Consider the following 14423-nt stretch of genomic DNA (forward strand, 5'->3'; position numbering starts at 1 on the left):
CTTTCCCATATAGTTTAGGCTACTTAATATTGGCAAAGGCATCTTGAATGATAAAATACGAGGGTTTCAATCGTTCGTGAAAGGAGGGGGTATCCCATTCTTGCCAAGAAAATAAGTTCATCGTCGTAGATCCCACTACGTGATTTTCCTTGAGTAAGATTCCTCCGATGTAAAAACCGTTTGTCTTAATTGATTGAATTCCCGCTTTATATAAATCGTCCATCACCATTGCACTAGAAGGGTCGGTTACGTTTAATAGCGCCCATGGGATTCGGATTTCTAAATTATTATCTTGGACGAAGAAATCAGACAAAGAGTTGTAGTCTTTGCTTAGAGGATTTCCGTTACCATACAGCAATTTTCCAGTTTCATACTTACTGAAGGGGAGTTTTTGTTTATCTACGGGTAAATATAGTTCTTTGTTTAAAGTTAGGTATTCAGGATTGAAAATCCCGGAATTTCTTGCTTCATACGCAGGGTTGGCCTCAATTAGCTTGACACGTTTAGCGTATAAATAGTAAAAGGAATCGTAGTAAGAGTCGACCAAAATTCTTGAATTTTCCTTCCCGTTGAGAATAATGACAAACTCGGAGGGCCTCTCAAATGTTACGTTGTACTTAGGATAGGTACTGTTTCCCTGATTAGAAATAGAATCTATAGGAATTAAGATTGTATCTTGTTCAAAATCATAGGTTTGAGCTGCAATTCTCAAATACAGGTATTTTTCATCAGATTTCACATAGATAGAAAAGTTAGGGTCACTGACAAGGGGGTCTGCATTTTCCCATTCTGAGAAATCCCCATCAACATAGCAAGCAGAGGTCTTATTTCCCGGGTCAAAGGCCATTAACCCAAATTCTTGTTCGCTGGTTTGCGGATTAGACCCAAAGGGCCGTCGATCGGGAAGATCAAAATCCATAGTGTTCCAGCAGCGTTTGAACCACTCATCTTGCCAGGAGAAGATAAGCGCACCTGCATACCCTTCTTCATAAATATCTTGGAGCATCTTGGCATTCATGGTGCCTTGATCGTGCTCACTGAGCATTCCTTGGTTAAGCCTCATTTTGCTGAGATGGGCCATTCCACGGGAAGCGGGTACTCCAAACTCCGCGACGAGTACCGGCAGTGAGCAGTAAAACCCTAGGATTATGCACTAATAATTTCCTTAGCCTAGTATGTTTCGTACTTATTCCAAAACAATACCAGTGGTGCCTATCAGATTTACTAGCTGACAAGTGCTCTTATGGCATTATTTTGAAATATACATAATTGGCAGAAGGAAAATCAGAAAATTCGGCGAATAAGATACTCAAGAATGCCGTCAGCCCTTGAAAAGGCAATATCTCAAATAATTTTCCGAGATCAAGCAAATCGATAAACTATTTACTTCAACGAAGTTATTAAAGAAAGTAGAGAGTGGAGGTAACCAACTTGAACAAATATTTTTTGATAGATTCCGAAGTAGTGTTAATGATCATTGATATTCAAGCCAAATTAGTTCCGGTAATGAAATACGGCGAACAAGTTATTCAAAACGTCAATACACTAATTTCCGTTGCCAAGAAATTAGGTGTTCCTATCATCGCTACAGAACAATACCCCAAAGGCCTAGGGAAGACCGTTTTAGAGGTAAGCAACAATCTCGAGGGATCGTTAACCTGCGAAAAGTCTTCCTTTTCAGGCTGTACCAGTGAGGTAACTTCGGCACTCAAGGGACTGGGACGAAAGAAAGTCATTGTTACCGGAACGGAAACCCATGTTTGTGTTTTCCAAACGGTAAGGGATTTACTTGATAATGGTTACCAGGTTTTTGTAGTGCGTGATGCGGTGTGTTCAAGAACTAAGGAGAATTACTTAAATGGGTTATCCCTGATGACATCTATGGGAGCAGTAGAGACTAACACAGAAACAGTATTATTCGATTTGGTTAAGCAATCAGGTACACCTCTGTTCAAGGAACTCTCTAAACTTATAAAATAAGAGAAGTAATGCATGTAGCTACAAGTTTAAACATAATTTTAAATTATTATATCTTGTGGTCTGTAAAACTCACAGGTTTTAAACTTACTCTTCATGGTGAACTTAGACTTAATATAGTCAAACGTACAAGGGGGAACTTATTTATGGTTTGGATGAATGTTGATAAACCAACCAAGAAGTGTACCTTACACATGAATAGTAGTTGTAACTACTTGCAAGAGAAACGTGAGACAGAGTATAAAGGAATAGGTAACTTAAAATGTGATGGTGGATGGTTGAGTTTTACTGATCCGAAATTAGCAAAATTATATCATCAAATCAATTTGCCTGAGTACGAACTTATTGACCATTGTTAAAGCCGAGGTTGAGATATTTATCAATGGTTTATGTGAAAAGTAGGTACATGTGTTACTATCGCCGAACAGAAAACTTTGTACAATAATAGAGACAAGTTATAGGTGAAAGAATGAACAATGAAACCTATAGGGTTTTGAGTAAATGCATGGGATTTTAGTTATATTTTGGAGACAAAATGGAAAGGATTTGAGTTATGAACTAAGGTCATACATGCGGTGCTGCTTTTTAACGGGCACGGTCTGGACCAACGGAGGTGCGAAACAAAATTGTCTACGAATTGTGCCCTTGCTATTGCTATTCAGGCTGGAGTCCCGATCCTAACCTGGGGGCCCCCAGGTGTGGGAAAAACATCATCCATTTCTATGCTTGCGGATGGACTGGCACTCCCCCTAGAAGTTGTCCTGGCATCCATCCGTGAACCGTCGGATTTTTCCGGTCTTCCGGTCATTGGGGAGGAAGGTGTCCGTATGGAGCCTCCTGCCTGGGCCCATCGCCTGGCACGAGCTGGAAAAGGTGTGCTTTTTCTAGATGAAATTTCAACAGCTCCGCCTGCGGTTCAGTCTGCTCTATTGAGAGTCGTTTTAGATAGGGTTGTAGGGGATTTAGCTTTACCTAATGGAGTATCTGTTGTGGCATCGGCAAACCCGCCGGAACAGGCGGTTGGTGGATGGGATCTTTCTGCGCCTCTGGCGAACAGATTCTGCCACCTTTTTTGGTTCCTGGACACCCAGGGCTGGGTAGACGGCATGATTGGGGGATGGAATAACTCTGACTTACCCCACCTACCTTCGTCCTGGGAGAATTCAATACGAGAAAAAGAGATGCTTGTTGCCTCCTTTGTCCGGCATAGGCCTCATTTATTACTCCAGGTGCCCAAAGATGAAGGTCAAGCCGGGAAAGCCTGGCCGTCGCCCAGGTCTTGGTCCATGACAGCCAGGCTATTGGCAGCTGCGGAAAGTGTGCTGGCAAATGAGGATGTCGTGGCGACACTTACGGCTGGATGCGTTGGCGAAGGAGCCTGTTTGGAGTTCTTAGCCTGGTGCAGGGATTTGGATCTGCCTGATCCAGAAGAGATTCTGGCCAATCCGACCTACTTTCGGTTGCCGGATCGGGGAGACCAGGCTTTTGCCATACTGGTTTCAGTCATCGCTGCCGCTGTTGGCAGGCTGACTGAGGAACGTTGGTCTGCTGCTTGGAGGGTACTTGCCCAAGCATCGGAACATGGAAAAAAAGATATAGCAGCTGTTGCAGCCAAAAGATTAGCCGCAGCCAGGAAACCAGAATTATCGTTACCCCTGAAAGAAGTACAGGAATTTGCGCCGTTGCTTCAAAAAGGGGGACTAATGTGAATTTTCCTTATGTGTACCGCAATATCCCCTGGAAAGAAAGTGTTTTCAAGCAATCCGGACGAGTTTTAGTAAGCATGGAAGGGATGATAAGGGAATCCAGACTGGACTTATTAAATCATGAAGGCTCAAAACTGTCGGCTTATCACATTTATGCTGTGCTCAAAGTAGCCCTGACTGAGGAATGGGTCCAAACAATGGAACAGCTGCATCGAAACAGGCAAAATCAGTGGAAAGCAGAAAAGTTTCTAAGCCCTGAAGGGGAAAAAGAGTACCGGCTTTATACAATTAGCCAGAAAGAGCCTGTGTGTTCCTCGGTAATTACCATTTCCAACAACCAAATCCATGACTTCTCCATTCGGTTGGAAGATGCGGCACCTCTCCTTAAGAAAATCATGGAGGATTATCCGCCCGTCTTTTTGCAACGCTACCGAAATCACCCACTCAATCATCATTTTCCATCCCTATATTATTTAGACGCTAAAAACCTGAAATTCTTAAAGCTTCCGGACCCAATCAAAGAGCAGAGAGAGCGAACCCAAAGAATTATTGTTTATGAGGATGTTCTTTCTTCCGGAATCTCTCAGGCTGGAGAAACGTCTGGAATACTCGAAACAATTGAAGCCATTAAATGTTTGGAGGTGTTGCAGGCGTGATTCTCCCTCTTGAGCTGCAGGCTGCCCGCATCCGCCTAGCAATAGAACGTCCCTATTTGGCTTCTGCTGCCTGGGCCCTCCAGCCGGTGCCAAAGCCTGGCTTGACATCCCTGGCCGTCGATATGTATTGGAGACTCTACTACGACCCTGCCGTATTATCCTTGTGGCCGGTGGAAGTACTCGAAGGCGCTTTATACCATGAAATTTGTCATCTTCTCCGCAATCACGCGGAAAGGATGAGAAACTATAATCCACACTTAAGCAATATCGCTGCTGATGCGGAAATTAATGACGACCTCATCAGTGAAGGTGTTAAGCTTCCGGCTCAAGCAGTAACTCCAGAATCCATCGGACAACAGGATAATCTCCTGGCTGAGGAATACTATGCAGCCTTGGAGAAACAGGAATGGCCGTCTTCAGCCGAGCAAGCAAAAAATAATCCACTGTCAAATTCAACAGTCGAAAAAGAAACTGAAGAAGCAGCGGATGCTTCTGATCGGAATTCTTTTAAGGGCAAAGAAGGAGAGTACGGTGGTTCTAATTCCTCGGAAGAAGAAAGTGAACTTCCTTCACCCGGTTCAGGTCGATGCGGCTCTTGTGCAACCGGTCAAATGGCGTCATGGGAAGATAAATCGCCTAGCCAAGAGTCTTCCTCGGGTCTAAGTGTAACGGAAGGAGAATTAATCCGCCGGAATGTTGCCAAGCAAATCAAGGAACATACAAGAGGTCAAGGCGGTGTACCTGGTCATTGGGTTCGATGGGCAGAAGATAAGCTTTATCCAAGAATAGACTGGCGAAAACAGCTTGCAGCTGCTGTTCGATTTGCAGCAGCGAATATAAGCGGAGAAGTAGATTATACCTATCGTCGGCCCTCACGCCGTCAGGGACGGGTCGGAAATGGGGATGTTATTTTTCCGTCCATGCATTGTCCTGTACCTTCAGTAGCTGTTCTGGCGGATACTAGTGGAAGCATATCTGAGAAGATGCTTGACCAGACCCTAGCCGAAATATCCGGTATCTTAAAGTCCTTGGGACAAAAGGAAAAAATCCACGTTTTGGCGGTTGATCAAACTGTCGAGTTTTGCCATCGGGTGTTTCGCCCAGAACAAATCAAACTTGTGGGAGGCGGTGGAACAGACATGGGGGTTGGTTTGGAAGCTGCTTCAAAATTAAAGCCTATACCTCAATTGGGAATAGTTATTACAGATGGGGTTACACCATGGCCAGATCGTCCACCACGAGGGATGAAAGTAATTGTAGCTTTGTACGGAGACAGAACCGCTCCGGCTTGGGCCAAAGTAATCCATATTAGTCCCTAAAAGGGTACGACTTGATATGAATTTTTAGAAATTACTTTGCTTTTTCCTGAAGCTAGTAATTCAATAAAATAGGGGCTGATGCAAAACGAACAGAGTTCGTAGAGCATCGGCCCCTATTTTATGTATAAAAAAATATAAACAACGTATTAAATGGATACTATCAATTAGTTTTTGAATTTAATTTTAATGTGTTAATACCGAAAGAAGACCAAGCTCGACTGCTGAGCCATATTTTGAAGGATTGCTTTCTCACCTAACTTTATTATTTTCAAAAAGGAAAGAGATAGAGTAAACACCTGCTATACCAACTAGTGTATAAATAATTCGACTTAATCCAGATGAGGACCTTAGTGTATCTCCGCCAAAAAGAGTAGTGACAAGGTCCCATTGAAAGACGCCGACTAACAACCAGTTTATAGCTCCGATAATCACAAGTATTAAAGCAGTTTTCGACAACCAATTCATCAAAGTTTCCTCCTTAAAATTTAAGTATAAACATATCTATATTATTGGCATATTTTAGTGTTTTATACTCACTCATAGATCTCGATTTTCGAAGTAAAAACCTATTTAATCAGGTAAACTACCGGCCTTTTTCTTTTATTTTGGAATATTCAGCTAACGTTGAAGGAAAACAAGCAAAAATGTGGAACAAATTATTAGAAAACTTGTTAATTATCTATTGTCTTTGAGAACAATCTAATTAGCTAGAGTTTCATAATTTCAAATAGAAGTTGAGGACTTTCATGGAGTTATTAATAAACAAATTGATTAAGCAATTAAAAGGACTAATTCCGCGGAAGTAAATTGGCCATCATTAGTACCTTGCTAAGTATACGGTTTGAATAACACGTTGATAAAGAAGGCTTTTTAGAGTTGTTCTTTAACAGTGAATCAGAATTTGGAGGGCTTATTATGAATGAGGTGAGACCCATGTTTAACGATTTCAATTCTTTGAAACAATTTTTTGAACCTGAATCAATAGCTATTCTTGGAGCTTCAAGTGATACAACTAAACCTAGCTCAAAACCCCAGGTGTCGCTGATAAACAGAGGATATAAAGGTAAGATTTATCCTGTTAACCCAAAATACAAAGAAATATTTGGCCACAAATGTTACTCTTCCTTGGCAGATATACCTGGTAAAGTGGATTTGGTAATAATCTCAATACCTGCTCAAGGAGTCTATACCGCTTTGGAACAGTGCATTGCCAAAGGTATTTGCTCAGCAGTCATCTTTAGTTCGGGATTTGCGGAAACCGGTTTAGAGGGGCGTGTACTTCAGGACAAAATCACAGCGTTGGCTAAGGCGTCCGGTATCCGCCTGTGCGGACCTAATAGCGTTGGGTTGATTAATACCATTAACGGAGTCATGGCTTCTTTTGCTCATATTGTGGATATTCCGGACGTGGCCTCGAAATCTGTAGGTTTTGTTACTCAAAGCGGCGCTTATGGAGTCTTGATCTATGCTCAGGCTCTTGCCAACGGTGTTGGGTTTAATTATTTCGTCAGTGTGGGCAATGAAGCGGACACGGAATTTGCTGATTTTTTAGGATATATGATTCATGATAGCGCAACCAAGCTGGTAGGGGGGTATCTTGAGGGCGCGAGAGATGGGGCTAAATTACGAAGAGTGGCTGAGGAAGCAGTGAAACTTGAAAAACCCATAATGATTATGAAAGTGGGGCGAAGTAAGGTTGGAGCAAAGGCTGCTTCCTCGCATACCGGCTCTCTGGCAGGGGTTGACCAGATCTATGACGGTTTTTTTAAACAAACAGGGATCATCAGAATTGATGGGTACGAAGAGATGATTGCTTTTGCCCCATTTATTTCAGCGGGACGATTACCTCAGGGAAAAAACGTTGCCATAGTGAGCATTTCCGGTGGTATCGGAATTACTCTAGCCGATGCATGCGAGGGGCTGGGTTTAACTCTGCCCATGCTTAAAGAAAGCACTATGGCAAAGATGAAAGAGGTTCTTCCTTTCTTCGCATCCGCCCAGAACCCCATCGATATGACAGGCAAGTTCATGACTCATCCACAAATACTATTGACCTGCTTAAATGCTTTACTTGAGGATGATAGCATAGATATTATTTTTGCAAACTTTGAATTATTTGAACCATACGGAGTTGAAATTGCTCGAGGAATTATTGATATTTATAACTCTACCAGTAAGACCATAGTCCTTAATCCCTGGGTTTACCCCGGAACTGACGAAGGCGAAGGGGTCAGAGAACTGCGTAGGGCAGGGTTGCCTGTGTTCTTTAATCCAACCTTGACAGTTCGTGCACTAGCTCAGATGGCTGATTATGCCGAGTTTCTGCGTAAACGGAAAAATAGAGAATATCAAATACCTGTTATAAATCAAGGGGAAAGAAGCAAAGTTGAGTTAAATGGTTTAGAAGGTATTTTAAGCGAAGGGATATCTAAAAACCTCCTAGCCAGTTTCGGCATTCCGGTTACCAAGGAAAGCTTGGCCCAAAATGAGGATGAGGCTGCTTTCATGGCTAGGCAGATAGGATATCCTGTAGTTCTCAAGGTGGATTCATCGGATATTCCACACAAAACCGAAGCCAATGCTTTAATGCTTAATCTGTCCTCGGAAGAAGAAGTAAGAAGGGCGTACAAGATTGTACTGCAAAATGCGAAAAAACATAAGCCGGATGCCAGGATTAATGGGGTGTTAGTACAGGAAATGTTGTCGGAGGGTATAGAAGTAATAATTGGGGTTACCAGGGACAAAGTATTTGGTCCAACTATCATGTTTGGTTTAGGCGGAATTTACGTAGAAGTGTTAAAGGACGTTTCCTTCCGTGTAGCGCCACTCAGTCCAGGAGATGCCCGGGATATGATTGAGGAAATAAAGGGTTTTGGGCTACTCAAGGGAGTAAGAGGAAAGCCGCCCGCCGATTTAGATGCGCTTGTGGATGTAATTATGAAGGTATCTGCCATGGTAACGGAACTGAAGGATCAAGTTGAAGAGTTGGATATTAACCCCTTAATAGTATATCCTGCTCAAATGGGGGCTAAGGCTGCAGATGCTATGGTTGTTCTACGAAGCAGTTTTTGAGCTGATAAAGCCGAAGAAATTGGGTGAAGTCGCCCGGTTTGTTAAATAAAATCTAGCGTTTACAGATTAGACGCTGTATATTTAATACAATACTGTACATGCACGTTTAAATAATTAGCAAAAGAACAGGCTGTTCACATGTGTCAGACTGGCTGAAGTAAGACGAGTCAGAAGGAGATAGTGTTATGAGTCTAAAAATAATAGCCTGTGAGGTTATAAAAGAAGAACTACTTGAAATTGCCTCAGGTCGGGATATTGATTTTGAGTTTCTTCCCCAAGGAAAGCATAATTATCCGGATAAATTAGGTCAGGAATTGCAGGGCATTTTGGATGGGATAAGGGGTTATTCACATGTTATCCTGGCCTTTGGTCTGTGCGGCAATGCAACAAAGAATTTACGGTCGGGTGATTTTAAGCTGACCATCCCCAGGGTTCACGACTGCATCCCCCTGCTGCTTGGCTCACAGGAAAGCTATGATAAACATCACCGGGAAGAGGTAGGAACTTTGTATTTGTCCTGTGGTTGGACAAACAGCGAGGGCTCTGTTATGGGAGAGTATAAGCGTACTCTTGAAAAGTATGGGGCCAAAAAAGCTGCTCGAATTTATGACATGATGTATAAAGGCTATAAGCGGGTATTATTTATTCGGACAGGAGTTGCAAATGAAGAAAACTATCTGAAGATCTCCAAAGGGATCGGAGAATTATTAAGCTTGGATCATCAAATCATCCAAGGGGATTTGACATATATTGAAAGGCTAGTCAATGGGCCTTGGCCTGACCGGGAGTTTATTAACATTCCTGCCTACGGAAGCATTGATGAGTCTTATTTCACGAGGTGAATCTAAATCAGCTATAAGGTTGAGATTGTCAAGGCACTGGTAAAAAGGGTAGTCCTGGGGTATGTCGGTATTAACAAAAAATCAAAATCCTTCAGAACCGAGTTTCTGGAGGATTTACTGTTTCTTCTGCTAATTAGAATAATTAGACATAATGGTTTTAAGCGGCACCTAGCGTTTAAAAAAGAGAACTTCAGTATTGGACAATTATGACCTAAAATAAGAATAGAACGTTTGACAAAATAAATTTTTGATTATAATATAAATTTAAAATATTCCTTTTGTTTATACCTGTATATATAAGAATAATTCTTGCAAAACCCTAAAATGGTTTGGGGAGGAAAAAGATGAATGACTTTACAGAGATAAAGGAATCACTAGTCAACTATGTGGAACAATTAGACGAAGAAAAGTCCCTGGAATTGGCTAGAGAAGCCTTAAATTCAGGGATTGATCCTCTAAGCCTGATTGATGTAATGAATGAAGGAATGAAGAGGGTCGGGATACTTTACGACTCTAAGGACTATTTTATTGCCGATCTAATCATGGCAGGGATGATTTTTAGACAAGTACTAGGGCTAAAGGAAATAACAGATTATTTCCATAGAACTAATCATAAAAAAATTGGGAAAGTAGTTATTGGAACTGTCAAAGGAGATATCCACGATATTGGAAAAGATATTTTCAGGTATATGTTAGAGGCCAATGGCTTTGATGTAATTGATCTGGGGGTAGATGTAGCAAGAGAAGTCTTTATTAAAAATGTCCAAAAGCATAATCCGGATATTTTGGCCCTTAGTGGTGTTTTAACGAGCACCGTAGATGAAATGCGAGAAGTCGTAAACGCTTTGACGGAAGTACAGCTTAGAGATAAGGTTAAGATCATTATTGGTGCTAATCATCTTACGGAAAATTCTTTCAGGTTCATAGGTGCTGATGGATTTGCTACAGATGCATCAGTAGGCGCCAAATTGTGTAGGGAATGGATGAATCTTGGCCACGGGCAAGGAGTAGAAGGTAATGGGTGATCCAGTTTATATAAAAATTGTCGAAGATATTAAGAAGAAAGTTAACAGTGCAGAATTGAAGCCCGGTGATACCGTTCCTCCTGAAGCCGCACTTTGTAAAGAATATGGTGTTAGCAGAATGACGGTCAGAAAAGGGTTAGCTATTTTATCGAGTGAGGGATATATTTATTCTGTTCCGGGTAAAGGTAGTTATGTTCAAAAACCAGAAGTTAACAAATATACGTTACATTATGATGAGATGAATAACCCAATTAATAGTGTAGATAAGGCAAAATTGTTGGAAGTAACGATTATCATGCCCGATGAAAAATTAGCAGATGATTTGCAGATTACAAGAAATAAGCATGTTATTATGATTCGCAGGTTATTCTATACTGATGGAAGCCCAGTAGCCTACGATGTTAAATATCTGCTGTATAACAAAGGGATGCCTATCGTTGAAAAAGAGATTGAACAAGCTACATTCCAGGAAATGGTGGCGAATTCTTTGCCTATTTTTGCACTAAAGAAGAAGATAAGTATTAGTGCAGAGATACCTAATGAAGATATTAAAAGGTATCTCAATATCTATGATGATCTGGCTTTACTGGTAGTTAAATTGAAACTTTACAACAATGAAAATAAACCTATTGGGATAGGCTTTACTAGTTACAGGGGAGATTATATAAAATTACAGGGTAGCAGTGATTAATTTGAGTCTCTTGGTCAGATCTTGAAGATATAGGGGGCGGAACATCGTGAACTATCACAAAGTGGTTTTTCAACCAGGTGAGGTGCTGCTGGAAGTTCCGGAAGGCAAAACGCTAAAAGAGGCCATGAATGATGCAGGTTTGGAGTTCGATTTTCCCTGCGGCGGCAGAGGAACATGCGGGAAATGTCGCGTCAGAATTTCTAAGGGATTGGCCGCACCGGTTCCTAGAGAACAAGAGATAATTCAAGCTCAAGAATTAGATGAAGGTATTCGCTTAGCCTGTTTAACCACTGTAGACAATGATTTGCTAGTTGAACTTCCAAACAAAAATCAACTTAAACACAATATCCTAATAACCTCTGAGGCAAGGTCTTTCCAAATTGCTCCCCACCTGCAAAAACTGTATCTTGAAATTGAAAAGCCCTCCCGTGAGGCTCACAGTTCTGATTGGCATCGCCTAAAGGATAGTTTAATAAAACAGGGCTACGAGGAGCGTGAATTGGAATCGAAGATTTCAATTTTCAGGAAGTTGCCAGATGTGCTTAGAGAGGCGGATAACCGTGTCACTGCTGTTATGTATGGAAGTGAAGTGGTTGGGATCGAACCGCTGGATTCTAGGAATACATTGCTGGGAATGGCCTTTGATATCGGAACCACTACTATTGTGGGCTATCTCCTCGATCTGTCTTCTGGAGAAGAGTTGAATGTAGTTTCGGCCCTTAATCCACAGACGGCTTTTGGGGCCGATGTTATTTCCCGCCTTACCTTTGCAAGCCATGAAGAAAGTGGTTTAAACAAACTGCACAACGCGGTGATTGAAGCTATTAATAAACTTATTACCGAGGCAATCCAGAAGAACTCTATAGCAAGAGAGCAAATCTATGGAATCTCTATAGCAGCAAATACTTGTATGCATCATATCTTTTTAGGCATAAATCCCCAGAGCATTGCAGTATCTCCCTATGTTCCTGCTCTGAGCGAGCCTTTGGTTTTAGATGCTTCTGACCTTAAGATTGACATTAATCAGGCAGGAAAGGTTTTTGTGCTGCCGAATATTGCTGGTTTTGTGGGGGCTGACACGGTAGCTGTGTTATTGAGCACTGAGTTGGATCAGAGTAAAGATATTAAGCTTGTTATTGATATCGGGACTAATGGCGAAATTGCCCTTGGCTCAAGAGAAAAGATAGTGGCCTGTTCAGCTGCAGCTGGCCCTGCCTTTGAGGGTGCCCAGATTAGCAGTGGGATGAGGGGCGCTGTAGGGGCAATCGATCATGTTTATTATCGAGACAAGCTTGAGTATTCTGTCATAGGAGGCGGCAAACCTTTGGGAGTGTGCGGCTCTGCTTTACTGGATACCGTTGCCGGATTAGTAGAACTTGGTATCCTGAATAAGAGAGGTAAAATCTTAGCACCCGACCAATTAACAAATCCTGTGGCTCAAAGATTTAAGGAAAACCTTATTGAGTATGAGGGACAAGGGGCCTTTCTGCTGGCTAAGGAAAATGAATCAGGGCATGGCAGACCCATTATGATTACCCAAAGTGATATACGAGAACTTCAGATGGCCAAGGGTGCTATGGCTGCCGGGGTTAGGGTTTTGCTGGATGCCTATGGCATTCAGGTTCAAGATATTCAAGAAGTACTTTTAGCTGGGGCCTTTGGCAACTACTTAAACCCCCATAGCGCTTGTGTCATAGGATTAATTCCTCCTGAACTGGAAAGTAAGATTAAGATGATCGGCAATGCAGCAGGTACCGGTGCAAAGTTGGCATTGCTTTCTGCCAATGAATATGGAAGGGCAAGGGATATTGCTGAAGGTGTAAAGTTTGTGGAATTAGGCAGTTACCCAAGATTTAACAGTATTTTTGGAGAAAGCACTTATTTTAAAGTTTCAATAACCTAAGCGCAAAATAAAGCAAGGACGAAGCACTATCTAGGTAGGGGCTTCGTCCTTGCTTTATCCAATCGTAAGACTCCCACTTCTGCAAGTGGGAGTGGGTCCCCGTACTCCGCTTCGGTGGGGGTAGACTCCCCCACCGAAGTCTCGATGTTCAACTTTAGTTGAGTGAGTTCACTTGCCCAAAAACACAGCAATTAAAGCAAAAAATGGCTAGCTCAGGAATTAATATTTTAAAAATTTATAATATTGGCTTTTGTGAAAAAGATAATTTGACAAAAATATTGAATATTGCTAATATATGAACAAGATACATGTATATACAGGAATAGATATGCTTCGGGGAGGGATGTCTTTTATGATTATTATCGGAGAAAAAATTAATGGAACAATCCCGAGTGTTAAGAAAGCCATAGAGCAAAAGGATGAAGAGTTTATTCGTGACCTGGCCCTACGGCAGACGGAAGCAGGTGCAGATTATCTTGATATCTGTGCCAGCACTTCACCGGAAATAGAAGAAGAAACTTTAATATGGCTTATGGACATTGTGCAGAATGCCGTGGATACGCCCCTTTGTATTGATAGCCCTAATCCACTGATTATTGAGAAAGTTTTTCCCTATGCTAAGCGACCAGGATTAATAAACTCAGTATCTGAGGAAGGGGGAAAGTGTGAAATAATTTACCCCATCATTAAAGGCACAAAATGGGAAGTTATTGCCTTGACTTGTGATAATAGAGGTATCCCTAAAGACACTCGAACAAGGGTGGAAATTACTGAGATCATGGTTGAAAAGGCCCTTAAATATGATATAACTCCTGACCGAATCCATATTGATCCCCTTGTGATGGCCCTATCTGCAGATAATCAGTCTCTAGTAAACTTTGTGGAGACATTAAAGGAAGTAAAAACCTTATTTCCTACAATTAAAGTAACTTCAGGTTTGAGTAATATATCCTTTGGAGCGCCTCTAAGAAAAGTCATTAATCAACACTTTTTAACCTTGGCAATGTATGCAGGAATGGATTCAGCTATCCTGGATCCCTGTAACCGAGATATAGTGACAACTTTGTATGTAACAGATGCTTTACTGGGAAAGGACCGCTTTTGCAGAAATTACTTGAATGCTTACCGTAAAAACAAGATTGGTCCCGTAAAAGTACAAGAATAAGACTGGGCGGAAGAATTTTTTTTCAACCAACTTGTATATACAGATAAACAATGGTGTATCTAAGAGT

13 protein-coding genes are annotated in these 14423 nt (G+C 41.6%); 11 read left to right on the forward strand and 2 right to left on the reverse strand.

Annotated features, from left to right (window positions below; genetic code table 11):
- Positions 1-19: 19 nt before the first annotated feature.
- Positions 20-1063: a hypothetical protein gene (locus BLS16_RS12885; RefSeq protein ID WP_176786163.1), complete on the reverse strand. Its 1044-nt coding sequence runs from the start codon at positions 1061-1063 to the stop codon at positions 20-22.
- Between the two features lie 368 nt (positions 1064-1431).
- On the opposite strand from BLS16_RS12885, the gene BLS16_RS12890 reads away from it, so the two are divergent.
- The 5 genes from BLS16_RS12890 to BLS16_RS12910 all read left to right on the forward strand — a co-directional run bounded on the left by BLS16_RS12890 (position 1432) and on the right by BLS16_RS12910 (position 5658).
- Positions 1432-1980: a hydrolase gene (locus tag BLS16_RS12890; protein ID WP_092333850.1), complete on the forward strand. Its 549-nt coding sequence runs from the start codon at positions 1432-1434 to the stop codon at positions 1978-1980.
- A 143-nt stretch (positions 1981-2123) separates the two neighbouring features.
- Entirely contained in the window at positions 2124-2336 is a 213-nt protein-coding gene (locus tag BLS16_RS12895; protein ID WP_014904256.1) for a hypothetical protein, read from the forward strand.
- A gap of 267 nt (positions 2337-2603) precedes the next feature.
- The gene (locus BLS16_RS12900; RefSeq protein WP_092333852.1) at positions 2604-3686 is read left to right on the forward strand and encodes an AAA family ATPase; all 1083 of its coding nucleotides are present in this window, start codon (positions 2604-2606) and stop codon (positions 3684-3686) included.
- Positions 3683-4339, forward strand: coding sequence for a hypothetical protein (locus BLS16_RS12905; RefSeq protein WP_092333854.1), 657 nt, complete (start codon positions 3683-3685; stop codon positions 4337-4339). The genes BLS16_RS12900 and BLS16_RS12905 overlap by 4 nt, the downstream gene beginning before the upstream one ends.
- Entirely contained in the window at positions 4315-5658 is a 1344-nt protein-coding gene (locus BLS16_RS12910; RefSeq protein WP_092333856.1) for a vWA domain-containing protein, read from the forward strand. The genes BLS16_RS12905 and BLS16_RS12910 overlap by 25 nt, the downstream gene beginning before the upstream one ends.
- A gap of 249 nt (positions 5659-5907) precedes the next feature.
- On the opposite strand, the gene BLS16_RS12915 is transcribed toward BLS16_RS12910, so the two are convergent.
- Positions 5908-6123 carry a DUF378 domain-containing protein gene (locus BLS16_RS12915; RefSeq protein ID WP_034597677.1) on the reverse strand — a complete coding sequence of 72 codons (216 nt, stop codon included), beginning with the start codon at positions 6121-6123 and terminating at the stop codon, positions 5908-5910.
- A 450-nt stretch (positions 6124-6573) separates the two neighbouring features.
- Between BLS16_RS12915 and BLS16_RS12920 the strand changes: the two genes are divergently transcribed.
- The 6 genes from BLS16_RS12920 to BLS16_RS12945 all read left to right on the forward strand — a co-directional run bounded on the left by BLS16_RS12920 (position 6574) and on the right by BLS16_RS12945 (position 14356).
- The gene (locus tag BLS16_RS12920) at positions 6574-8730 is read left to right on the forward strand and encodes an acetate--CoA ligase family protein (protein WP_092333858.1); all 2157 of its coding nucleotides are present in this window, start codon (positions 6574-6576) and stop codon (positions 8728-8730) included.
- Between the two features lie 185 nt (positions 8731-8915).
- Positions 8916-9572, forward strand: a complete 657-nt coding sequence (locus BLS16_RS12925) for a DUF1638 domain-containing protein (RefSeq protein ID WP_092333860.1) — start codon at positions 8916-8918, stop codon at positions 9570-9572.
- Positions 9573-9916: 344 nt separating this feature from the next.
- The gene (locus BLS16_RS12930; protein WP_092333862.1) at positions 9917-10597 is read left to right on the forward strand and encodes a cobalamin B12-binding domain-containing protein; all 681 of its coding nucleotides are present in this window, start codon (positions 9917-9919) and stop codon (positions 10595-10597) included.
- The gene (locus BLS16_RS12935; RefSeq protein ID WP_092333864.1) at positions 10590-11288 is read left to right on the forward strand and encodes a GntR family transcriptional regulator; all 699 of its coding nucleotides are present in this window, start codon (positions 10590-10592) and stop codon (positions 11286-11288) included. Before BLS16_RS12930 ends, BLS16_RS12935 begins: the two co-directional genes overlap by 8 nt.
- Before the next feature lie 46 nt (positions 11289-11334).
- Positions 11335-13191 carry an ASKHA domain-containing protein gene (locus BLS16_RS12940; protein WP_092333866.1) on the forward strand — a complete coding sequence of 619 codons (1857 nt, stop codon included), beginning with the start codon at positions 11335-11337 and terminating at the stop codon, positions 13189-13191.
- A gap of 352 nt (positions 13192-13543) precedes the next feature.
- Complete coding sequence (locus BLS16_RS12945) at positions 13544-14356, forward strand: methyltetrahydrofolate cobalamin methyltransferase (protein WP_092333868.1); 813 nt, start codon at positions 13544-13546, stop codon at positions 14354-14356.
- Positions 14357-14423: the final 67 nt, after the last annotated feature.

It is taken from the genome of Desulfosporosinus hippei DSM 8344 (assembly GCF_900100785.1).
Taxonomy (GTDB): domain Bacteria; phylum Bacillota; class Desulfitobacteriia; order Desulfitobacteriales; family Desulfitobacteriaceae; genus Desulfosporosinus; species Desulfosporosinus hippei.

Bases quoted from the DNA above. Each gene is read 5' to 3' on its own strand.
- BLS16_RS12945 (WP_092333868.1), top strand. From the start codon at position 13,544: ATGATTATTATCGGAGAAAAAATTAATGGAACAATCCCGAGTGTTAAG.
- BLS16_RS12925 (WP_092333860.1), top strand. From the start codon at position 8,916: ATGAGTCTAAAAATAATAGCCTGTGAGGTTATAAAAGAAGAACTACTT.
- BLS16_RS12910 (WP_092333856.1), top strand. From the start codon at position 4,315: ATGTTTGGAGGTGTTGCAGGCGTGATTCTCCCTCTTGAGCTGCAGGCT.
- BLS16_RS12915 (WP_034597677.1), bottom strand. From the start codon at position 6,123: ATGAATTGGTTGTCGAAAACTGCTTTAATACTTGTGATTATCGGAGCT.
- BLS16_RS12885 (WP_176786163.1), bottom strand. From the start codon at position 1,063: ATGAGGCTTAACCAAGGAATGCTCAGTGAGCACGATCAAGGCACCATG.
- BLS16_RS12895 (WP_014904256.1), top strand. From the start codon at position 2,124: ATGGTTTGGATGAATGTTGATAAACCAACCAAGAAGTGTACCTTACAC.
- BLS16_RS12935 (WP_092333864.1), top strand. From the start codon at position 10,590: ATGGGTGATCCAGTTTATATAAAAATTGTCGAAGATATTAAGAAGAAA.
- BLS16_RS12930 (WP_092333862.1), top strand. From the start codon at position 9,917: ATGAATGACTTTACAGAGATAAAGGAATCACTAGTCAACTATGTGGAA.
- BLS16_RS12920 (WP_092333858.1), top strand. From the start codon at position 6,574: ATGAATGAGGTGAGACCCATGTTTAACGATTTCAATTCTTTGAAACAA.